Source organism: Mesobacillus thioparans (assembly GCF_965138835.1).
GTDB lineage: Bacteria > Bacillota > Bacilli > Bacillales > Cytobacillaceae > Mesobacillus > Mesobacillus thioparans.
In genome coordinates, this window is the sequence record NZ_CBCSFH010000004.1 from 55789 (window position 1) to 76752 (window position 20964).

22 protein-coding genes are annotated in these 20964 nt (G+C 40.9%); 6 read left to right on the top strand and 16 right to left on the bottom strand.

The features are described 5' to 3' along the window. Positions 1–834: 834 nt before the first annotated feature. The 4 genes from ACNAZ4_RS08860 to ACNAZ4_RS08875 all read right to left on the bottom strand — a co-directional run bounded on the left by ACNAZ4_RS08860 (position 835) and on the right by ACNAZ4_RS08875 (position 3108). Positions 835–1110 (bottom strand): hydrolase, encoded by a 276-nt coding sequence (locus ACNAZ4_RS08860; RefSeq protein WP_415813910.1) that lies wholly within the window; start codon positions 1108–1110, stop codon positions 835–837. A gap of 251 nt (positions 1111–1361) precedes the next feature. Then, positions 1362–1514 (bottom strand): hypothetical protein, encoded by a 153-nt coding sequence (locus ACNAZ4_RS08865; RefSeq protein WP_415813911.1) that lies wholly within the window; start codon positions 1512–1514, stop codon positions 1362–1364. Between the two features lie 336 nt (positions 1515–1850). Further along, positions 1851–2633 (bottom strand): alpha/beta fold hydrolase, encoded by a 783-nt coding sequence (locus ACNAZ4_RS08870; protein ID WP_415813912.1) that lies wholly within the window; start codon positions 2631–2633, stop codon positions 1851–1853. Between the two features lie 118 nt (positions 2634–2751). Further along, a complete protein-coding gene (locus ACNAZ4_RS08875) occupies positions 2752–3108 on the bottom strand; it encodes a hypothetical protein (RefSeq protein WP_415813913.1) in 357 nt (118 codons plus the stop codon). A gap of 189 nt (positions 3109–3297) precedes the next feature. On the opposite strand from ACNAZ4_RS08875, the gene ACNAZ4_RS08880 reads away from it, so the two are divergent. Beyond that, positions 3298–3837 (top strand): MEDS domain-containing protein, encoded by a 540-nt coding sequence (locus ACNAZ4_RS08880; protein ID WP_415813914.1) that lies wholly within the window; start codon positions 3298–3300, stop codon positions 3835–3837. Between the two features lie 527 nt (positions 3838–4364). On the opposite strand, the gene ACNAZ4_RS08885 is transcribed toward ACNAZ4_RS08880, so the two are convergent. The 3 genes from ACNAZ4_RS08885 to ACNAZ4_RS08895 all read right to left on the bottom strand — a co-directional run bounded on the left by ACNAZ4_RS08885 (position 4365) and on the right by ACNAZ4_RS08895 (position 7084). Continuing rightward, a complete protein-coding gene (locus ACNAZ4_RS08885; protein WP_415813915.1) occupies positions 4365–5456 on the bottom strand; it encodes an AI-2E family transporter in 1092 nt (363 codons plus the stop codon). Between the two features lie 146 nt (positions 5457–5602). After that, the gene (locus ACNAZ4_RS08890; protein WP_415813916.1) at positions 5603–6448 is read right to left on the bottom strand and encodes an SDR family oxidoreductase; all 846 of its coding nucleotides are present in this window, start codon (positions 6446–6448) and stop codon (positions 5603–5605) included. Positions 6449–6517: 69 nt separating this feature from the next. Then, the gene (locus ACNAZ4_RS08895) at positions 6518–7084 is read right to left on the bottom strand and encodes a TetR/AcrR family transcriptional regulator (RefSeq protein ID WP_415813918.1); all 567 of its coding nucleotides are present in this window, start codon (positions 7082–7084) and stop codon (positions 6518–6520) included. Positions 7085–7314: 230 nt separating this feature from the next. Here ACNAZ4_RS08895 and ACNAZ4_RS08900 point away from each other — a divergent pair, with 230 nt between their 5' ends. After that, positions 7315–8175 (top strand): TVP38/TMEM64 family protein, encoded by an 861-nt coding sequence (locus ACNAZ4_RS08900; RefSeq protein WP_415813919.1) that lies wholly within the window; start codon positions 7315–7317, stop codon positions 8173–8175. A gap of 207 nt (positions 8176–8382) precedes the next feature. On the opposite strand, the gene ACNAZ4_RS08905 is transcribed toward ACNAZ4_RS08900, so the two are convergent. Beyond that, positions 8383–9369 (bottom strand): Gfo/Idh/MocA family protein, encoded by a 987-nt coding sequence (locus ACNAZ4_RS08905; protein ID WP_415813920.1) that lies wholly within the window; start codon positions 9367–9369, stop codon positions 8383–8385. 189 nt (positions 9370–9558) lie between these two features. Here ACNAZ4_RS08905 and ACNAZ4_RS08910 point away from each other — a divergent pair, with 189 nt between their 5' ends. Further along, positions 9559–10074: a CBO0543 family protein gene (locus ACNAZ4_RS08910; protein ID WP_415813921.1), complete on the top strand. Its 516-nt coding sequence runs from the start codon at positions 9559–9561 to the stop codon at positions 10072–10074. Between the two features lie 274 nt (positions 10075–10348). Here the strand turns inward: ACNAZ4_RS08910 and ACNAZ4_RS08915 are convergent, their stop codons facing one another. Then, on the bottom strand, positions 10349–10819 hold the full coding sequence (locus ACNAZ4_RS08915) for a DinB family protein (protein WP_415813922.1): 471 nt from the start codon (positions 10817–10819) through the stop codon (positions 10349–10351). Positions 10820–11056: 237 nt separating this feature from the next. Between ACNAZ4_RS08915 and ACNAZ4_RS08920 the strand changes: the two genes are divergently transcribed. From ACNAZ4_RS08920 to ACNAZ4_RS08930, 3 genes are all read left to right on the top strand, one after another. Next, the gene (locus ACNAZ4_RS08920; RefSeq protein WP_415813923.1) at positions 11057–11881 is read left to right on the top strand and encodes a VanW family protein; all 825 of its coding nucleotides are present in this window, start codon (positions 11057–11059) and stop codon (positions 11879–11881) included. Positions 11882–11967: 86 nt separating this feature from the next. Further along, positions 11968–12741: a Cof-type HAD-IIB family hydrolase gene (locus tag ACNAZ4_RS08925; RefSeq protein ID WP_415813924.1), complete on the top strand. Its 774-nt coding sequence runs from the start codon at positions 11968–11970 to the stop codon at positions 12739–12741. Positions 12742–12821: 80 nt separating this feature from the next. Beyond that, positions 12822–13391, top strand: a complete 570-nt coding sequence (locus tag ACNAZ4_RS08930; RefSeq protein WP_415813925.1) for a hypothetical protein — start codon at positions 12822–12824, stop codon at positions 13389–13391. A gap of 451 nt (positions 13392–13842) precedes the next feature. On the opposite strand, the gene ACNAZ4_RS08935 is transcribed toward ACNAZ4_RS08930, so the two are convergent. The 7 genes from ACNAZ4_RS08935 to ACNAZ4_RS08965 form a co-directional block, all read right to left on the bottom strand. Then, complete coding sequence (locus ACNAZ4_RS08935) at positions 13843–14370, bottom strand: PadR family transcriptional regulator (RefSeq protein WP_415814183.1); 528 nt, start codon at positions 14368–14370, stop codon at positions 13843–13845. Then, a complete protein-coding gene (locus ACNAZ4_RS08940; protein WP_415813926.1) occupies positions 14367–15209 on the bottom strand; it encodes a sialate O-acetylesterase in 843 nt (280 codons plus the stop codon). The genes ACNAZ4_RS08935 and ACNAZ4_RS08940 overlap by 4 nt, the downstream gene beginning before the upstream one ends. 238 nt (positions 15210–15447) lie before the next feature. Further along, positions 15448–16149 carry a LutC/YkgG family protein gene (locus ACNAZ4_RS08945; RefSeq protein ID WP_415813927.1) on the bottom strand — a complete coding sequence of 234 codons (702 nt, stop codon included), beginning with the start codon at positions 16147–16149 and terminating at the stop codon, positions 15448–15450. Next, entirely contained in the window at positions 16146–17570 is a 1425-nt protein-coding gene (locus ACNAZ4_RS08950) for a LutB/LldF family L-lactate oxidation iron-sulfur protein (protein WP_415813929.1), read from the bottom strand. The genes ACNAZ4_RS08945 and ACNAZ4_RS08950 overlap by 4 nt, the downstream gene beginning before the upstream one ends. An 18-nt stretch (positions 17571–17588) precedes the next feature. Then, positions 17589–18305: a (Fe-S)-binding protein gene (locus ACNAZ4_RS08955; protein ID WP_415813930.1), complete on the bottom strand. Its 717-nt coding sequence runs from the start codon at positions 18303–18305 to the stop codon at positions 17589–17591. Between the two features lie 43 nt (positions 18306–18348). Then, positions 18349–19053: a FadR/GntR family transcriptional regulator gene (locus ACNAZ4_RS08960; protein WP_415813931.1), complete on the bottom strand. Its 705-nt coding sequence runs from the start codon at positions 19051–19053 to the stop codon at positions 18349–18351. Positions 19054–19130: 77 nt separating this feature from the next. Beyond that, on the bottom strand, positions 19131–20711 hold the full coding sequence (locus tag ACNAZ4_RS08965) for an L-lactate permease (RefSeq protein WP_415813933.1): 1581 nt from the start codon (positions 20709–20711) through the stop codon (positions 19131–19133). Positions 20712–20964 lie beyond the last annotated feature (253 nt).

The following is a 20964-nucleotide window of genomic DNA, read 5'->3' on the forward strand; positions in this document are numbered from 1 at the left end:
CTTTCACTCCCTAAATAAAGGGTAATTCATTCTATCTTTATATACAAGGAGAAGCACTTTCTATATCAGTATTTTTATTAATTTTCTTCAATAAACATGCCCCGTTAATTGAATAAGAAATTCAACAAAGGGGGCATAAATCCTCTCGGTAATAATGGTTTATAAATGCCCTACCAAACAAAAGACCAAATCGCTGTATAGCAATTTGGTCGCTTTCTTATTGGCTTTTTTCGATTATCCCTGAGGTTAGCCTACAGAAATCGGAAGTATTCCGAATTTGTCTACACATTAATGTTCACAGAGATATGTTATGAAATCAGCATCGCGTAGTAGTCCCCCGCTAAATCTCTGCCAATGTTCCAGATGACAATCGGAAAATAAGGAAAAAAATACATCCGCAATCAATGTTTTTATTAATCCACGATCACTCCAAAATCAATCCTATTAATGCAGCGTTATCGTTCATTAAAGTGGATCAAGAAATTAAACTGAAATAAAAAATAAGGGATGCGTTTCCTGATCCAAATCAAAATTGGACCTGGGAACCGCCCCCTTTCCCTATTCTTCTAACCCGTTCGGTTGATATGGAGAAAATACAATTCCACATGGAAAATAGCATAGGTTTCAATAAACCAATGCCATAACAAATAGCAAAACAAAAGGATCAGATGCAAATCTTCTGATCCTTTTGTTGTTTGGAAGTGCAGGGTTATTCAAGTAAAGCACCCGTTAGTTTAATTACATTCTTTCACAATCTTACTAGCCTGTTCAAAATGGAAAAGCCCATTTGAAAGGGCTTTTAATGGGCTCATAATTAAAAATTGGGATACACCCTTACTCTATACGAAGAGCAACAATGTCCCGGCAGTCCACAAAAATTTTTGTACCACGCTCAACTTCTTCATCCCTAAAGGTCGCACAGCAATTGTTGTCATTAAATCGAAGAAATATCACATCTTCTAAAATTCTTCCACCTGATAAAAAAACGTCAACTTCAGTCCCTCGACGTAACCTTCTGAGTTGATCACACACACACTTATCGCAACTCCGGTTACGGTTAGGTCTGTTCTCCCTATAAGACTCCTCATAGGATTCACATTCTCTACACATAGCTTTCTCCTCCTTCCATATAGATTATCTTGCAATATCAATATATGAACGGAGAAATTATTTGTCTGGACAAGTCATCTGGTTAAATAACATATTTTTTCAGTAAGCGTAGTAATAAAAATTAATACAATAAATTGAAAAATCACGCAATCACGGGGATACAAAAAATATATTATTTCCTGCCTCATTTGTTCAATAAGATAGAAGTTCAACAAAACAAGGCAATTATTCCTTACTTTATCAATGCACCCTTATTCGGACTGTTCCTTTTTAATCTCCTTTAATAACTCAACTATCTTTTCATTTGTACCATTAAGTTTCTTTAGTTTTTTCTCTGATGTAAAAAAGGAATTAATAATAAATAACATAAATAGAATTCCAGCCAGTCCAAGAACAAGCTCCATTCAATACTCCCCGTTTACAAAAACTAAGTACTTTAGAGGTCTATTCCCTAATCTCTATTTTTTCCTTTTTCAACTAACCATGCCCCTTTACTTCAATAAGAAGTTCAACAAAAAAGAGCTTTAATCCTTCTAGGATCAGAGCTCTCGTAAAGTGAACTAAAGAATAGAATCTTCACTAAGATATAGCCAGAATGATAGATATATACATAGAGCTGATGAAGATAATTTCGGTTCCAAGGCATCCCTAAGCTGATTTATAAGATATTTTCTAATATCTGCTGAATCGACAGCCTCCCACTTGAAACGGGTAGCAGAAACAAAAAACTAGAAGGAACTTCAACCAATAAATTGTTTTAATAGCTGGTTGAACTTGTCACGTTCTTCCCAAAAAAGACCATGACCGCTGTAATGAAAAGGAACAAGTTGTGAATTTGTTATTCTTTGATTTAGTTCCTGAGCTTGTGCAAATGGAATAACTTTGTCGTGAACACCATGAACGATTAAGGTCGGGACCAGTATTTTTTGCAGATCTGCATAAAGGGTCTCATCTCTTAGAGTCATGATTATGGCTGCCGTTGACCAACCTGCTGCTTCTAAGCCCAATTGAAAAAACCACTCAGAAAATGGGCTTGTAATATATTGAAAGAAAAAGTTTTCTGTCACTTCACGCATCATCTTAGGACGGTCATTTAACGCAAGAGTTAGAAATTTAGTTGCAGTATCTGCAGTAAAGCCTACAGGAGCTGCAGCATCGATTAATACAAGTTTCGAAACTCCATAACCATTATGACGGGACATATACCGAATCGCGATGGCTCCACCTGTAGAGTGACCTGCAAGAGTGAAATTGTCTAATTGAAGTATATCAACTATTGCCCGTATATCATCCGCTAATCGATCAAAATAATATCCGCTTTTTGGCTTATCAGATTTTCCGAATCCTCTCCAGTCAATCCCTATACATCGGTAACCCATAGAGGGAAGAACATCGAATTGATACTCAAACTGTTTATTGCTTAACGGCCAGCCATGTAAAAACACGATTGTCTTACTACCTTCGGAATTTATATCTTCTAGATACAATTTTACCCCTGATTCTACAGAAACATAATATCCCACTCCGACTCCCCCTAAAAATGGCTTCCTATTAGGTTATTCATTCGCGAAGCTTAGGTGAATACCTAATGGTTACTCATATTTCAAGTCGCCAGTGTATAGAACGTGCTTGCTATCATCTTTAATTGCAGGGATGCAGACATAGAGGAATTATCAAGCACTCTAAATGCCGATTGATATAACAAATTGGTGCGTCACTTTCCAAATCGCATTGTTGACCAACAGTTCCGATAAATCCACCTTTACTATCTTTTGCCATAATATCTACATATGGAACCGTATAAAATTCTAAATGTGGAATATCATCGTCAAAGATAAATTGAATATCATAATCGTTAGCATATTTTTGATAATCTTCATTTTTTTGATAAACACTCATAGGAAAAATTGTTGTACCTGCTGGTATTACCTCAGTATCTGTTAAATTTACATTTATGGCTCCAGTTAATTCGGTTCTATCCAGATGAAATTTTGGCATTTCTACCTCCGTTTAATCATATTTTTAGTAAATGCTCATTATTTTTATGATTACTTATTGAGCTAAACTGCACCGTCAGCTTAATCAATGTTTTATTTCGGATATACTTGCTCACGAAACCCATTTCAATATTAATGTATGATAAAGTTATCTCTAGGCGTTATATGTCTATTTCAATGGGGTGCACATGTGAAAAGTACGCATTTAATAGAAGTTAATGAAATTCAAAACCTTACTAAGGGACATGTATTATATTTCTATGAGAATCAGGATCAGTATATTTTAAATGTAGCCGAATTTATCACTTCCGGTTTAGAACTGAATGAATATTGTATCATTATAGAAAATGATCGAAATACTCCGTTGATTAAAAAAAGACTCACATCGTTAGTTAATGAAAGCCACTTAGAAAAAGTGATGTTTATCAACAATTATGACTTCTATTATGCCAAGGGAGACTTTAAAGTTAATTCTATTTTCGATTATCTTCCTAACTTAATTGGAGGTAATTCAAAACTTGATGTAGTCGTCCGAAGCTGGGCCCATATAGAATGGCGGGATGAGCGGGAAATAAGTACAAAATTATTGGATTCTGAAAATGAAGCTGATAAAATTGTGACCGAAACAAAACTTCTTTCTGTTTGTGCCTACGATTCAAACAGAGTTAGTAAGGAATTTAAGGAAGGGCTTCTAACTTGCCACAACTTTCTTGTTAAAGAGAAGGTGTGAAAAGAATTTAATTTAAAGCCTAAATATTTGAAAATAACTTCAAAATTAGTTATTTGCGTACTAATAATCGACCGTAATAGGCAGCAAATTCTTCCTGACCAGTGCCTCCGTTTTATAATCAATTGTTCAGTCACCTACATAGCTCAAGTTTGACTAACCGCTTCACCAAATGCTGCTTATTATGCGGATGATCAATCTCGGTATAAACAGTAAGATGTTCCAAACGACTTCACCGACTAGCTCAATTAGAGTGTTTTTAAAAAAGCTGCCTCTATTTCTTTTTTTGTTTTTCATCTTCTATCTCCCTATTAATCCAATCTTTACTTGCCTTTCATTTCTGTAAGCAGCTTTAATATTCTATTTTTCTTCCGCTAACATGCATCTTTTGTATAATAAAGAATTCAACAAACTAGGCGGCTCATCCTTCCTGAATCAATAAAGGAATGGAGGGAAAAGGGAATGATTGCTGAATTGACCGATAATCCCTTCGAGCAAACATTCATATTCCCCCTCAACCGAACGGCTTACTATTCCTCAGGGTTTGTGATGATTTTACCCTCACGCCTTCTTAGTTTGTAAATTTTCCAGAAATCGTTGATCAGCACTCGCAGGACGGAATATGTCGGAACGGCAATTAAAATCCCGACAAATCCATATATGGATCCGCCGACCAAAAGAAGCAGGATGACAATCGCCGGATGGAGATGCAGCTTCTTCCCCATGATATATGGCGAAATCAGATTGCTTTGGAGCTGCTGGACAATGAGCGTCAAAACGGTGACTTTCAATACCATTCCGGGACCGTCGATCAGGGCAACAAGCATGGCAGGAATGATGCCGAGAATCGGGCCAAAAAACGGGATGATTTCGAACATCATCGGGAAAATCGCCAATGCCAGCGGTGACTCAATGCCAATAATCAAAAAGCCGATGTACATCGCTGTGCCGACGGCAAGGGCAACAAGGAATTGGCCGATCACATAGGTTGACAGCGTCCTGTCGACATCTGTCAGGATTTCATTTCCCTCCTCCTCATGGCCGGCCGGAATGATTTTCTGCAGCTTTTTCCTGACCTTGTCCTCGTCCCTTAGCAGGAAAAACAGCAGAAATGGAACCACGACCAGCAATACGACCACACTCGTAATCGTGCTGAATATCCGGGTGAACCAATCCCCTGTGTCCGAGAATATCGAACTGATATAATCCACTGCTTTTCCTTCAAGATCACGATTATCAATAAAACTGATATTATATCGATCAAGCATTTCACCAGACTGGTCCGAAAGACTACTAAGCTGCTCCGGCAGATTCTCCGTCAAATTGGACATCTGCGAGCCAATCATCGCTCCCCCGAAATAGAATAACGAAGACAAGCCCCCAGCCAAGCTTACAAACAAAAGTACGACACTCATAGGTTTTGAAAGATATCTAGATAAAAAGTGCACAACAGGACGCAATAAATAATAGAAAATCCCAGACAGCACCAACGGGAAAAATAGAGTAGCAATGAACGCCTGCAATGGATCTATCAGATACCCAAGCTTCCCCAGGTAATAAAGTGTGATGACGACAATCAGCGATCCGATCGCATACTGAAAAAACGGTTTATTGATCCACAAAAATATAACCTCCAACAACTGTGTCTATTTTGACCTTACCTCTTTCAAGAAGGGTTAAAACAGATATACAGAGATTGGACAATCCATCCTGAATTTATATACCTCTTTTTTATGGAACACGAGAACCGCCCTCTATCCTGAGGCCCCTACATCCAATTCTCTTTATAGTCCTCAATATACTGTTCCATCCTTCCAGGCTTCCGGCCGGTAACCTTTTCAAAGTCATATTTGATTCCTTTGGCCAGCCCTAGCTTTGTTGGAAAGTGGATACCTACGACAACATTGATAAAGCCTTCCTCTACACCAGATGCAAGCATATGGGACTTGAACTCTTTTACAGTAGGGTTGGCATATTCCACCTGCACTTTCATGGCTTTTGACATGATGACTGCTACTTCGTAAAAATCGAGCGCTTCATCACCAGTGATGACATATTTTTTGTTTCGGTGTGCGTTTAGGTCGCCTAATGAAATCGCCGCAATCTCGGCAATATCCCGTGTGTCTACGAAACTGGTCTTTCCTTTTCCGGCTGGAACAAAAATGCGTTTTCTCTCTTTGATTTCTTTAAAGAGAAAGTCATTTAGATTCTGCATGAAGTAGCCAGCTCGTACGAAGGTATATGGGACTCCATACTTCTTGATCAGCTTTTCATTTTTATAGTGATGGATGAAAGGCATAAATTGGACGTCCTTCAATGTAAGGTAGACAATGTGCTGCACTCCAGATTCTTTGGCCGTCTTGATAAACTTCTCGAACTGTATGTTTTCCCCGGGCGGATACATCAGGAAAATCCCGTTTATTCCAACTAAGGCTTTTTCAAAGGTTTCAGGCCTTGAGAAATCAAGCTCGACAAATTCATAGCTGTCGCCAAATTGACTCTTCGCCTTCTCGACGTTCCGGACCGCACATCTGAATGGAAGCTGCCTCTCTGCTAATTTTCCAGCAACCTCGTATCCCACTTTTCCATTAAAACCAGTGACTAATATGGTCATATTAAGCACACCTTTCTTTTTAAAAATAGACCAGTCTGTATAATAACTGGTAAAAATAAAACCAGCACCCTACTTCAATAGTGCTGGAATATTTTTTGCAGCCAATAAAAGCGGCTCATTGCTGCCCATAGTGAAGGATAGCATAAAGGCGCCTTCGATAATCGAGTTGATCACAATCCCTAACTCTCTTGCCCTTCTCTCCTCATACCCTGACTGCAGGAGTTTTTCGGTAAAAACCTGCTGGAAACTCTCATATCCATTTTGGCATGCTTCCCTGATCGGCTCGTTGGTCAAAGCTGTTTCAAGTGCTACTGTAGCGATTGGAACTCCCTGCTGGCTGTCGTCAGTATGGAATTGTTCCGCCATTCCTTTTATAAATTCCTGAATTGCCTCAATGGCATCGGTTTTCTTGTCCATGCCGCGCTGAATTTGGTTCCTGACGAACTCAGCGGTTAACTGGACGGATTCCACTGCAAGCTGTTCCTTACCATTTGGAAAATGATAATAGAGAGAACCCTTTGGAGCACCGCTCTCCTTCAAAATATGATTCAAGCCAGTCCCATGGTATCCCTGTAACTGAAACAAACGAGAAGCCGTTTTGATTAATTTATCTCGTGAACTTTCTTTTGTACTCATTATTTATTATCCCTCATTAATATTTTATAACAATTGGTCTATATATAACACTAGCAAAGGTGAGAAGAATGTGTCAATTTCTCTTGAACTATTTAAATTTGGGACCTTTCCTCCCTAGTGTCTCCTCAGCCTCAGGTCCGAGCACAAATTCAAACCTGAGCGCGTCGATTCCACTCTGTGCCTTTTCTACAATGGAAATAGAAAAACTTCGGCAAAAAGGAGAATGGATTTTGTTCACACATAGAGAAAAAATCAACGATGTGCAGGAATGGGTCCTGCATTTGGCTATAAGCACACTGTTCATCTATTCTGTATTTGCACTCTTGCCCACAGTAATTCCCATGTTCAAATGGCTTTATTTGAGCACTTTGCTCATCGTTTTAGCAATAGACGGATTTTTCATTATGACGAAGCGGAACAACCTGATGAAAATCAATCGGATGATTCTTTATTATTTAGGGGCGGTAATGATTCTCGTTTTGGCTATCTTTTATGTGTCAAAAGTGGTTGTTTTTACCGATGTATATGGAATTGAGCGTTTATTAAAAGAACATATGCAAAAAGCAAAATATATTTTCTTTTTCATCAGCTTTGCACAGCCTATTCTCCTGCCAATTCCTGAAGCAGTGACTATACCAGGTGCAAGCGCGGTTTTCGGGCCTGCTGTGGCAGCAGCCATTGCTTTTTCAGGAACGCTTCTTGGAATTTCAGTTATGTTCTTTGCCGCCAGATACGGAGGCAGGAAATTTATTTTTAAGTTCATCAAGGAAGAGCAGCTGGAAAAATATCAGCTGTATGTAACTAAAAATGAAACCTTGATCATGTTCCTTTTGTTCATCATTCCTGTCCTCCCTGACGAAATCATCTGTGTAGGAGCAGGAATTGGCCAGGTTTCCCCAAAAAGGTTCTTAACGATTGCTGCGCTCTCGAAATTCTTCATTGCCTCGGTTCTCGCATACTCAGTACAGCTGGCAGAGAAACTTTCTTTAACACCAACCCAATTGATGTTTGGATTATCAGTTTTTGTCTTAATTGCCTTTGGAATCACTGTTTTAATGAAGAAGCATCTAAGCAAGAAGCGTGGGTTGTAATTTACGCAGTATAGGTTTAAGTCTGACAGGTGAAAGGGGTGATGGATCCGCATTTTTTCTAACGGTTCCTTATCAATTTAGAGGTTTTTCTTCACAGCAGTGGTGATAGATCTACTTCTAAGTTGAAAAATGTGGTCAATGATTCAAAAACATCCTTTAAATTCACAAATTGAAGCACAGGAACATCCTGCGCTTCAATCCAGCCTATCACTCACCCGGATAGCTCAATCCCCACTGGCCGCGGATTTCATCCATCAGCTTCATGATTTTCAAGGATTCATCCAGCGGAACGACTGGACTTTCTAACAGGCCTTGATTCAGGCATCTTCCTACTTCTTCTATTTCAAACGCATAACCAGCGGATTTCCGGTCATCATGGAATACCTCTGCTTCCTCGCCATTTTTATATAAATAGGCTGATTGGGCACTGTGGAAAGATGGAATTCGAATATACCCTTCTGTCCCCAGTATGTAGGCTTCGTTCGTTAAATCCACGCGAAATGCGCCATTGAGGGTTGCGGTCTTTCCCGAAGGATAGGACATAAGAATCGAAAACTGTTCATCGACACCCGTTTCGCCAATGTGTGCCGTACTCATGATTTTCTCTGGGCTTGTCCCGAAAATCATGGTTGCAAAGGTGACGGGATAAATCCCTACATCAAGCAGCGCTCCTCCTCCAAGGGCCGGATTAAGCAATCTTCCCTCTGGATTCCGCGGCGCACGGAAACCGAAATCCGCTTTTACCAACAGGACTTCGCCAATCTTCCCGCTGTCAATCCATTCTTTCACTTTCAAAATTGGCGGCAGGAACTTTGTCCACATCGCCTCCATCAAGAAAAGCTTTTGCTCTCTGGCAAAGTGGATGACTTCTTCCAGTTCACCGCTATTGATGGTAAAAGGCTTCTCGCAGAGCACGGCCTTGCCAGCACGAAGGCACGCCAATGCATTCTCTTTGTGAAAAGGGTGCGGCGTTGCAACATAAATGGCATCGACATCCGTATCCTGCACCAGTTCTTCGTAGCTTCCGTAAGCCCGGGCAATACCATGCTCCTCCGCAAACTGATCTGCACTCTCTTTCGTACGAGATCCAACCGCAAGCTTTTCGGTATTCTTCGCAAAGTCCAAATCCCTCGCGAACGCACTTGCGATTCCACCTGTTCCTAAAATTCCCCACTTGATTGTCTTTTCGCCCATCGTTTCATCCAACTCCTTTGGTAGCTAATATCCCATAGAAAAAACACCTTGTTAGTCCATTATACTATTATCGTTTTCAGCAAACACACCATGACATTTTGGAACGCCGGAACCATCCCTTTCTCTCATCGAGTCTAAGAAAGGCTCTTTTTGGGGAGAATTCTACTAAAAGCATGAAGAGGGTAAGAAATGTATCTACTCGTGGTCATTGTGGTCTATATTTTTTTCGCAAAAAAATTCGTGAATTGGAAAAGGTGGAAAGACTACTACCCTACCATCCAGTTCTATATTATATGTAATCTCCTGTATAACTTCATTTTTTATCAGCATACTTTGTGGAAGTACAAAGCAGTGACAGTAGCTTGGTTAAATCACACGCTGATCGAGATTTCCTTCACCTTTTTCATTGTCCCGGTCGTCTTGATGCTTTACCTCGAATACTTTCCAAAGGCAAGGGGAAGAGCATTTTTGTATGTGTTGATCTGGGTAGCCTATTTCTCTGCCCTCGAATATATCTTTCAGGCAAAAGGGCTGTTCGTTTATGAAAATGGCTGGAATACCTGGTGGTCTGTATTGTTTAACATCATCACTTTCATCGTCATACGCATCCACTACAAAAACGCTCTGGCAGCCTTCCTTGTATCGGCACCGATTATTGCGATTCTCTTATTCCTTTTTCACCCAGCCTTACACGACTTGAAATAGAAGGTGATCCAATGGATTCACTATCCACTCCATTATTCATGTTTTTGCTTTTCAGCATATACATAGCCATGGCCCTTTACCTAGAGAAACTGCGGAGAAGGAAATAACTAGGGACTAACCGAACGGATACCTACCACAAAAATTCAAAAGTTAACAAAGTATATATAAGTTTTGTGGACCAAATTGCTATGCCGGCGATTTGGTCCTTTTATTTTCGGGACATTCGCTTACTGTTTACCTTGAAGGATTTCGATCCCTTTTTGTTGAAAAGCACCTAATCCCAGATTCGTATCCGTGGAACCCCTGCAGTTCTTAAATAATCCAATAGCTGACCAGTGTGAATTGATTCGTGGTAGGCAATACGGAGGAGCATATCCCCCAAGTCTCTTATGTATCCTGAATCAGAGCGGTCTATCTTTATATTTGTTAAATCTTCCTCCGAAAATGACTTGATTGTGTCGAAGAACTTATTACGATATGGTTTCGCAAACTCCAATTCCGCGCTTACAGTAGTGAAAGGCCTGTTTTCGAAAGGTGAAATAAACTCTGGAAGACTCCCTCTATTAATAAGCGCAAGATGATAATAATGTTCGCTTTCCAGAACATGCCTGATCATTTCTATGCAATTCATGGCTTCATCATCAGGCTTCCAATTTAGTTTTTCTTCAGGTATTGATGTCCACACCTTAATGCTTCTTCTTCGAACTTCATTAAAGTTTAAAATAATTAGGTCAATTGAATTCAAATTGGACCCCTCCCTTAATAGTCATAAATAAATAATACACGAATATATGTTCCGGCATAACTTTTTGTTGTAGTTTATTAGAAATTATCTTAACGAATTATATCAATGTATTTGTGCTAGAAGGTATTCAAGCACTGGATTTTTTAATGTTATAGAAAAATTTTAAAAATTGAAATTTTAAAAACCAAATCCTGTATAATGGGAAAAAGAGGTAATACATAAAAGTGAGGAATGGGAATGAACTCTATGTACCATTTAAAACCGCTTAATAGAAGTCCTATCAGGATCTATTTTGGTAAAAAATATTACCGTACAAAGAGATACATTGAGTGGATTTTCGGTAATAAAACTTATAGCTTAAAAAGGGAAGAAACACTATACAATCATTTAGTCTTTTCACATAGAACTTTGCTTCTTAGAGAATTGAAAGACGTGGATATGTGGTTGCAGCATAACAAAGTAAATAATTTGAAAATAGCAACACAGAGATTAAATAAAATAATCATTCGACCTGGGGAAACATTTTCTTACTGGCGTCTTTTAGGCAACACGACTCGAAGAAAGGGATACGTAGAGGGAATGGTGTTGCATTATGGTAAGGTCACGACAGGAATCGGTGGTGGCTTATGCCAATTATCTAACCTAATATACTGGATGACTTTACATACACCATTAACCGTTACCGAGAGATACCGCCATAGCTACGATGTTTTCCCAGATAGCAAAAGGAGCCAACCTTTTGGAAGTGGTGCAACGTGTTCATATAATTACTTAGATCTGCAAATTAAAAATGAAACGAATGATACATACCAACTGGTTCTTTCCTTAACAGAGACACACCTTGTCGGAGAATGGCGTTCATCCAGCTCGCCCCTTAATACTTATGAAGTTTATGAAAAAAATCCACATATTACTTTTGAGTATTGGGGCGGTTATATAAGGCACAATGAAATACATCGGAAAGTATTTAATAAAAATAAGGATTTTATCGATGATGAATTCATTACTGAAAACCACGCTATTATGATGTATGAGCCATTGTTGGAGAAACCAGGCGAGTAATTATATATTCAGCTCTCACCCCTCAACCATTAAGTGAAATTTATTAAAAGCGTTTTATTTTTTTGAAGAAAAAAGGGGTTTCTATAATGAGATATAAAATCGCGTTTTTTGATGTTGATGGAACTATTACAAACCATGAAGATGGCAGCATTCCATACTCGACCATTGAAGCTATAAAAGCATTGAAAAACAAAGGAATAAAGGTTGTTGCTGCAACAGGAAGACCCTTGTCAATGTGTAAGGACTTACAGGAATTAGGCATAGAAACCTTCATAACAGCAAATGGAGGATACGTTAAACACAGCCAATCAGTCATTCATAAAGTACCAATGAATAAAAAGGTCATTCAAGAAGTCATGGAATTTGCTCAGTTAGAGAATAATGGTCTGTCTTTTTATACTGAAGAATTTAGTATGAATGGGATAACACAAAAGGAAATTTTAACAGCCTTAAAGGAAACTTTGTCTCTCGATCAATATCCTGTTACTAATGGTTCAATCCATGAACAAGAGGTATTTTTAATGTGTCTTTTTGCAAATAACGAAACAGTTGAGAAGTATATACAAAAGTTTCCTCATCTAACATTTAAAAGATGGCATCCATATGTGTTGAATGTTTTACAGGATGATGTGTCAAAGTCTTTGGCTATACTGAAAACTCTAGAATACTTTGGGATTGATAAGTCGGAGGCAATTGCTTTCGGTGATGGTGAAAATGATATTGATATGGTGGAATTAGTTGGGCTTGGTATAGCAATGGGGAATGGAAATGAAAAGTTAAAAAACGTTGCAGATTATATTACGAAAAAGTCTAATGAAGATGGTATCCAGTATGCCTTAAAAAAGTATGGAATAATTTGATATGACTTGTTGAACGAACGATGCAATTAGTGCTATTAGGTTTAAGAAATATATCCTATTGGATTTGGCGGTGGTCTAATTTGAAATTTTCATATGTAGATATTAGAAGTGGTAATGCAACGTGTGCTTTGGAGGTAAACGGACAAAAGTTTGAGTTTCATCCTACTTTTCATTCAGATGCACTGGGAGATTTCGTTTCATATCTAGCATCAATACATCCATTATGTAAATTAAGTTGGAAAGATGGTGCTTTTCACAAAATAAATGGAGGTATTGAGTGGCATAATGGACCTTATTTATTGCGGTGGGAATTTAAACGGGATTTTGAAGACTTGGAAATTACAATTACCGAAAATCAAAATCCAATGGTAGATAGAACAAAGAATACAAATTTCCCTAGAACAGTACTAAAGACAAAATGTAACTTTAATGAGTTTACTTTATGTGTAGTTAAAGAGTTAGACCGAGTTATTAAACAACGTGGAATTTTAGGATATCGTCAAGAGTGGCAAAATTACACATTTCCGGTCGATGGATTTCTAGCTTTGAAATATGCCTGTCTTTATAAAAAGCCTTTTGAAATTACAAAGAAACAAAATGGTACATCACTTGAAGAAGAACTTAATTTAGTGATCAAAAATATTGATTAAATGCAGATAGCAACCAAAATTTGTTGTAATTATTTTCTAAGAACCCCCATTGTTTTTATAATTGGGGTTCTTAGAAAATCTTGTGAAGAAGTATTCTTAAAACAAACTAAGCAGTTTAGTTCACCTAAGAATAAAGAATAATATTGAAAAGGAGTTGAAGCATTGAATTTAAACTTCCTCCAATTACTTGCTATCTTTACTACTTTTTATTTAATAAGGTTCTTCTTTGATACAAAATATAAAGAAAAGAAAAAGAGTTATATCTTATTGGATATTATTATAACGACTATTTTAGCTTTTGGTGTCCAACTGTTAATATCATTATTATTCAACTAAAAGTGCATTTATCTTGATTAATTAAAGAAGGAGTATAAAACCTGTATCAATGATGTTACTAGATATCTACGATACAGGTTTTATATTTAGGTAACTACTAATCTTATGCCATAGCTCACTCTATTTCTGCTTTCAATTTTTCGAACCACTCTAAATTAACCAAGTGATGTGAGCGGGAATTTTCATTCATACGGCGAAAGTAATTGATTGTACCGGGAAGTTCTTGAGTAATGGACAGGTATTCATCAAGGAGCTCGATTCGAGATTTAGTCTGGTCGATTTGTGATTGGATTAGATCCAGCAATTTATTTTTGTCGAATTCATCGGCAAAGAGTAACGCCGCATAAAATTGCAGGTTCACATATTCCGATTTGCTGCCGTATTTGTTCATTAATTTTTCGAATTCCGCCCTTCCCGCTTCTGTGACTCTATAGTTACGGATTTCACGCCCACTGGTTGGGGATTCCTGCTGAATCTGTACAATATAACCCTTTTCTTCAAGTTGCTGCAGATTGTAATAAAATGAACCTTTCGTGAAGTTAACAATGTATTTGTAATGACGTTTTTCCATTAAGGCTAGAAGTTCATAGCCGTGAGCTCCGGGGTTTTGGATTAGCAAGCCAAGGATCAGTAAGGGAATTATGGTTCCATCACCTCCGCCATCCGCGCCTCAAATTCCGCGTACGTGATTTTACCCGAAGCCAAATCCATACTATGAAGGTAAATCTGTTCTGTTTTAGAATAGTCACCATTTACTTTCAGTGACTGCTCCTCTCCCGAAATGGGTTTCAGGATAGTGGACTTTTTCGAAAAAGCCTCGAAATAGCGATAACCGAATTTGCGCTGTGAAGCTGCGTCTAAATGAATGCCGTCAGGATTGGCAGTCAAACCTTCTGCAGTAACAAAATAACAATTCGGTTGTTCATTAGCAAAACGCAGCAATTGTTCATTGACCTGTCTATATTCGGTCGCGTGCTGTCCAAAACCGGTCTTCCCAAGAAAGTCACCAAGCCCTCCAATAATCAACGGTACTTCATCAAGTTCCAACTCGTTTCTTAGCGTCTCGATGATATGGGTTAATTTGTGGTAATAAGTTTCATGTAGCGAATGGTAACTGTCACTCTCCCCCTGGTGCCAAAGGATTCCACAAATTTGGCTGGACCGGAGGGCGAAGCGAGCTTCGGACATAGCATGCTGAAAAAGGATGCCTTCCGGATGCCAGTCATTCAATGAACTGCCACCTTCCGCACAAGGAATCAAGCCAATTTCTTCATCGGCATGAGCTTTCGACCACTCATTTGCAAAAGATGCCGCCAGGCTAACGCCGGAAACCGGACGGTCGTAATTAATCGGCTCTGTCATCATCTGCCACTGTCCATTGCGCAGCATTTTTATTTTTTCATTATAAATAGGGTCTACTTCGTTCAAAAATCCACGGCCCGCCATATTCGACTGCCCCAACATTAAAAATGACTTGATCATCTAATTTTCACTTCTTTACATCAATATTTTAGTCTAATTAGACTATAGACAATTCAGTTTGTCTTGTAAAGTTTTTGTTTTTTCTTATTATTTATGAAACTTAGTGGATGAAATAGCTGATTCTTTTGCTTGTTCTTATTCAGCTAACATGCGCATTAATCAACCATAATCTTAAAAACAATAAAAAAATCGCTTAACAGCAATGTTAAGCGATTTCTCATTCTATATGGTAACAGATTTAATCCACCACAATATAAGTGGCTTTCACTGGTCCGTGGACGCCGACGATCAGGTTCATCTCGATGTCGGCGCTGTTGCTTGGTCCTGTGATGAAGCTGACATAGGATGGGACGTCTTGCCCGTTTGCCTGGGCTTGGTGGATGTGTCTGGCTGCCTGGGTCATCCGTGGCACGAGGGTGCTTTTCGGGATGATGGCAATGAATGTCCGCGGCAGCAGGCTGATTGAGCGGCCATTGTCTTTCGTATTGAACGATGTCACCGTGCCAGATTCGGCAAGTGTGATGTCGCTGAACACGATGCCAACATCGGCACGTTCTGCTATCTTTTGATTTTCCTTGCCACGTGCTGCATCCCAGACACGGACATCCAGCTGGTCCTTCTGCTCTTCAAAAAATTCCGTGACGCCATATTCCTGAAAACGCGCATCTTTGGACGTGATGATCAACTTGCCATCATATACTTCCAGTGTTTCGTTCAACACCTTGGCCAATCCTTCGCGGTCCGTCCGTTTAAAAGTGGTATGGATGACTTTGCAATGTTTTTCAAGTACATCAACTAATTCATCCTGGCTCATGCCTTTGAACACTTCATCCTGCGGGGTTACACTCCACTGAGGCCGTTCCACTCCTGTTGTCCTTCGCTCCCGCCCAAGTCTTGACGCCAGCTTATCTAAAAAGGCTTCTCGGTTTTGGATGCTCATTTGGATTCACCGTCTTTCTGTCTTTGCTTGAACCACGAACGGAACGATTGTCCCTGTGGCGCGTAAAAATCACGTACATCGGTCCACGCTTTTAATGGTCCTGGGCCGTTTTCGATCATCCCGTCTTTTGCCCAAGGACCAAGAGCTGGTTTTGCCATTTTCGCACTCATATTATATATCGACGGTTTAGAACCCCATGCCGCAAAACCTTTCATCATCAACTTTTCAGCTGTTGGGGCCATATTTTTTTCCACAATGATCTGACGATGGCGGACCAGATGCTCATGCAACGGAATCTTGACCGGACAAGCTTCGGTACATGCCGCACACAATGTCGATGCATATGGAAGCTCTTTATGATCTTCATAACCTTCCAGGAGCGGAGTGATGACTGCTCCGATTGGGCCTGGATAAATCGAGTTATAGGCATGTCCGCCGATGTGACGGTAAACCGGACAGGCATTGATACAAGCTGCACAGCGAATGCAATGCAATGCAGACTGGAATTCCGTTCCGAGGATCTTCGAGCGTCCATTATCGACAACAACCAGGTGGAATTCTTCTGGACCATCCACCTCTTCATCAAGACGAGCTCCTGTAAGCGCGGTAATATAGCTTGTCAGCTTCTGGCCAACCGCCGCGCGCGTCAATAAGCTGACAAGGACCTCCATCTCTTCCCAAGTCGGCACGATCCGCTCCATGCCCATCACCGTGATCACCGTATCCGGCAGGGCAGTCACCATTTCAGCGTTTCCTTCATTCGTGACCAGCGTGATTGACCCGGACTCTGCAATCGCAAAGTTACAGCCTGTCACACCTACATCCGCAGCTAAAAAGTCCTGGCGCAGCTGCTCTCGGGCAAAGGCAGCCAGTTCTTCCGGCGTATCAGAGCCGGTATAGCCTTTTTTCTTCGCAAACGTCTCGCGGATTTGCTGTTTGTTTTTATGCAGCGCAGGTGTCACGATATGCGATGGCGGATCCTCATCCAGCTGCAGGATCCATTCGCCTAGATCGGACTCGACCACTTCAGCGCCGACTTCCTCAAGCGCCTTATTCAAGCCGATTTCCTCGGTTACCATCGATTTCGCCTTCACGACTTTCTTCGCTTGCTTCTTTAAAATGATGTCTTTAACGTACTGGTTGGCTTCTTCCGCTGTCTCGGCAAAAAATACATGGCCGCCGCGTCTCGATACCTGGTCACTCAATTGCTGCAGATAGTAATCGAGGTTTTCCAGCGTATGGGTGCGGATTTCCTCGCCCAGATTGCGCCAGTCCTCCCAGTTGCCAAGCTCCTCAGCTTGTGTGAGCCGTCCGGTCCGGAATCTTCCTTGCGCGGAGGAAACAGCCTGCCGCATAAAATCATCTTTAATTCCTTTTTGGATCCGCTCTTTATAAGGAATCTCCCCAATTTTGATGCTCATCTTTTTTCCCTCCGTTTCTTAATGGGTATTTAAAATTTCAGTGATATGAACAATCTTCACTTTTTTGCCTTCGCGCTCCATGCGTCCGCCGATATTCATCAAGCAGCCCATATCCGCACCGACCAAATACTCCGCCTGTGTCTCCGAAACGTGACGGGTCTTTTCGCTGACCATCTCTTGTGAAATCACCGGATTTTTGACGGCAAACGTTCCGCCGAAGCCGCAGCAATCCTCTTCCCACGGCAAGTCGATCAGCTCAACACCCTTGACATTACGCAACAGGATCTTCGGCTGCTCTTTTACACCAAGAAGGCGTTTCATATGGCAAGAAGAATGGAAGGTAACTCTTCCTTTAAAAGTGGAACCTAAATCGGTAATGCCTAACACATCAACAAGGAACTCGGTAATTTCGTAGCATTTCGCCGCAAAAGTCTTCGCTTCTTCTTCCCACTGAGGGTCGCCGGCAAAAATATGAGGGTATTCCTTCAGCATGCTGACGCAAGAACCCGATGGTCCCACCACATATTCCGAATGGCGAAAGGCCTTCATCATTTGTTTCATCGCTGCTTTCGCCTCTTCCAGATACCCGCTGTTATAGGCAGGCTGGCCGCAGCATGTCTGTTCCATCGGATAATCCACTTCACATCCAACTCTCTCAAGGATTTCAAGCGTATTTCTCGCCACATCCGCAAAGAGAATATCACTAAGGCACGTACTAAATAATGAAACTTTCATGTTTGTTCACCTCATGTAAGAATCAGCAAACGGCACCGCTTTGCTAAATGCATTTAAAAAGCCGGTCCTGGACATTTTGTAAATGCTCCAACATATATTGGCGCGCGTCGTTTGGCTGTCTGTTTTTAATTGCTTCAAAGATCCGCCGGTGCTCGGACTGCAACTCTTCCACGGTCTTTTCCGAATACAGGAGAACCTTCCGCGTTTCCTGGATCGTTTGCGAGTTCAGCGAGGATACGCTGCTCATCAAATTGATCAGCAATTTATTATGCGTTGCTTTTGCTATCGCCATATGGAATTCAAGATCAGCTTGTGAAGCGAGTTCTTCGTTTCCATTTGCATTTTCGATCACGATCAATGCTTTTTCTATCTCAAGCAGATCTTCTTTTTCATGCACAGCAGCTGCCTGAGCCGCCGTTCCAATTTCAAGAATCTTACGGACTTCGTACAGTTCCTTCACATCTTCAAGCTTCATCAAGAAAGCACTGGTGACGGGCAACTGGAATTTCGACGGATCGAAGGTGTTCACAAACGTCCCTTCGCCCTGGCGCATTTTCACCAGCCCCATCGTACGCAACCCGCTTAATGCTTCGCGGATCGTGGAACTCCCGACATCGAAGCTTTTCGCCAGCTTTTCGACTGAATCCAATTTATCACCTGGTTTCAACTCACCAGTTTTAATCAACTCTATGATCGAGTCGGCAACTTGTTCATACACTTTTCTTGCTTGCACTCGTTTATAGGGCATATCCTTCATCTCCCATCTATTCCTTTATATTATACAGAGAATTTAGTTCTCCGAAAGATAGTGGGACCTTTGGTAAGTTATAGAAGGTATAAAAAGATAAAACCGGATACTCCCGCAAGGATTCCATAAAGGATCGCAGGCGCCAGCGTTTTACGGATGATTTCCCCTTCTTTACCGGACACCCCAACAACCGCACTCGCTGCAACAACATTATGCACACAAATCATGTTCCCTGCGGCAGCTCCAATGACCTGGACCGCCAGCACGATATTCGACTCCAGGCCAACGGCATCCGCAACATTGTATTGGATTGGCGAAAACGTGAGGGTCGAAACCGTCGCGCTTCCTGTTATGAACGCTCCTAACTCACCAAGGAACGGAGCAACGAAAATCCATACCGAGCCTAACGAGCTGGCAAAGGATTCTGCGATATATTGCGGCATACTGGAGAGTTCATTTAGATTGATCCCCGAATTAACAAACACTTGCACCATTGAAAGTGTCGCAATCAAGGCAATCGATGTCATTTTCATCGTTGATAACGATTCTTTCGATGCATTCGTAAAGGTCTGGTACGATTTTTTCTGGAAAAGGAATGCAAAGACGGCAGCAATCGTCAGGATGGTTCCAGGCGAGTATAGGAACTCCCAAGCTGATGTCACGCCCTCTATTCCCAAGATATTCTTCCAGGTAAAATCAACTGCTGTCCTTGTGAATTCCTTCAAAGCAGGGACAATTCGTGTGAGCAGCAATAACAGAACGACAACGACATATGGCGACCAGGCAGTCACAATGCTCATCTTTGGCTTTTCAGTCGAAACAACAAAGTCTTTCCGCATCGCAGCTTTCCATTCCGTCTTCGGAAGCAGGAAACCTTTCTTCGCCGTTACTGTCGCCACCGCGAGGGTGATGAGCGATGCAAGAATCGAAACAAACTCATGGCCGAAAAGGTTTGCAATCAGCCACGCACTTCCTGTGTAAATAAATCCGACCATTAGTGTCCAAGGAAGCATCGGCAGCGCATCCTTGAACCCTTTTCCAAAAAACACCGTTAAAACCAGCATTAAAATGAACGGGATGAATGAACCGGCTAATAGGTCAATACTTGTAATCGTAATCCCAATGTCATGGAAAAAAGGCGTATCCGCACCGGGAATATTGCTCAATCCAACTGCCACTGGCGTCCCAACCGCGCCAAACATAACCGCCGTACTATCCGCAATCAAGGCAATCGTCGCTGCCGCGATCGGCTGGAAACCTAAAGCGAGCATCAACGGTCCCGTCACCATTGCAGGCGTTCCAAATCCCGCCGCTCCTTCAATAAGTGAACCAAATAAAAAGGCAACAATGATGACCTGCACACGCATGTCACCAGAAATATTCTGGAACCCCTGGTTAATCCGCACAACTGCTCCGGTATTTCGAAGCGTGTTCAATAACACCAGTGCACCAAATAAAATCCAAAGAATCGTCAACGTTTTATGTACCCCTTGAAAAATCGATGCCAGCACCACATGTCCTTCCATACCCCAATTAGTAAGCGCTAACAAAATGACGATAAGTGAACTCAAGGCCATGCCCTTAGCTGCCGGCATGCGCATGATCACAAGGAATAAAAACGGAGCAATAATCGCACTTAAAGCAATAAGCAATAACATTTAATTTCCCCCTAGTTGTTCATAAGCTTGATAGTTTAATAGTTCAAAAGCGCTTTCATTCTAATCCGGCAGTTACCCGGTCATCAGATGACCTTATTATTTTTTCATACTTTAATCATTTATACAACTACAAATCTCACTTTTTTTCGCCCGATCGTGCCATTTACCCCCTCTTATATTGTCAGGAACAAAAAGGATGGAAATGGCATTTGTACACGGAGTCCACCATTCCACTTTTTGATTTTTATAGATG

Bases quoted from the DNA above. Each gene is read 5' to 3' on its own strand.
- ACNAZ4_RS08965 (WP_415813933.1), bottom strand. From the start codon at position 20,711: ATGTTATTGCTTATTGCTTTAAGTGCGATTATTGCTCCGTTTTTATTC.
- ACNAZ4_RS08905 (WP_415813920.1), bottom strand. From the start codon at position 9,369: ATGGGCGAAAAGACAATCAAGTGGGGAATTTTAGGAACAGGTGGAATC.
- ACNAZ4_RS08940 (WP_415813926.1), bottom strand. From the start codon at position 15,209: ATGATCAAGTCATTTTTAATGTTGGGGCAGTCGAATATGGCGGGCCGT.
- ACNAZ4_RS08910 (WP_415813921.1), top strand. From the start codon at position 9,559: ATGTATCTACTCGTGGTCATTGTGGTCTATATTTTTTTCGCAAAAAAA.
- ACNAZ4_RS08955 (WP_415813930.1), bottom strand. From the start codon at position 18,305: ATGAAAGTTTCATTATTTAGTACGTGCCTTAGTGATATTCTCTTTGCG.
- ACNAZ4_RS08920 (WP_415813923.1), top strand. From the start codon at position 11,057: ATGAACTCTATGTACCATTTAAAACCGCTTAATAGAAGTCCTATCAGG.
- ACNAZ4_RS08895 (WP_415813918.1), bottom strand. From the start codon at position 7,084: ATGAGTACAAAAGAAAGTTCACGAGATAAATTAATCAAAACGGCTTCT.
- ACNAZ4_RS08890 (WP_415813916.1), bottom strand. From the start codon at position 6,448: ATGACCATATTAGTCACTGGTTTTAATGGAAAAGTGGGATACGAGGTT.
- ACNAZ4_RS08950 (WP_415813929.1), bottom strand. From the start codon at position 17,570: ATGAGCATCAAAATTGGGGAGATTCCTTATAAAGAGCGGATCCAAAAA.
- ACNAZ4_RS08875 (WP_415813913.1), bottom strand. From the start codon at position 3,108: ATGCCAAAATTTCATCTGGATAGAACCGAATTAACTGGAGCCATAAAT.
- ACNAZ4_RS08945 (WP_415813927.1), bottom strand. From the start codon at position 16,149: ATGAGCATCCAAAACCGAGAAGCCTTTTTAGATAAGCTGGCGTCAAGA.
- ACNAZ4_RS08960 (WP_415813931.1), bottom strand. From the start codon at position 19,053: ATGCCCTATAAACGAGTGCAAGCAAGAAAAGTGTATGAACAAGTTGCC.
- ACNAZ4_RS08925 (WP_415813924.1), top strand. From the start codon at position 11,968: ATGAGATATAAAATCGCGTTTTTTGATGTTGATGGAACTATTACAAAC.
- ACNAZ4_RS08860 (WP_415813910.1), bottom strand. From the start codon at position 1,110: ATGTGTAGAGAATGTGAATCCTATGAGGAGTCTTATAGGGAGAACAGA.
- ACNAZ4_RS08865 (WP_415813911.1), bottom strand. From the start codon at position 1,514: ATGGAGCTTGTTCTTGGACTGGCTGGAATTCTATTTATGTTATTTATT.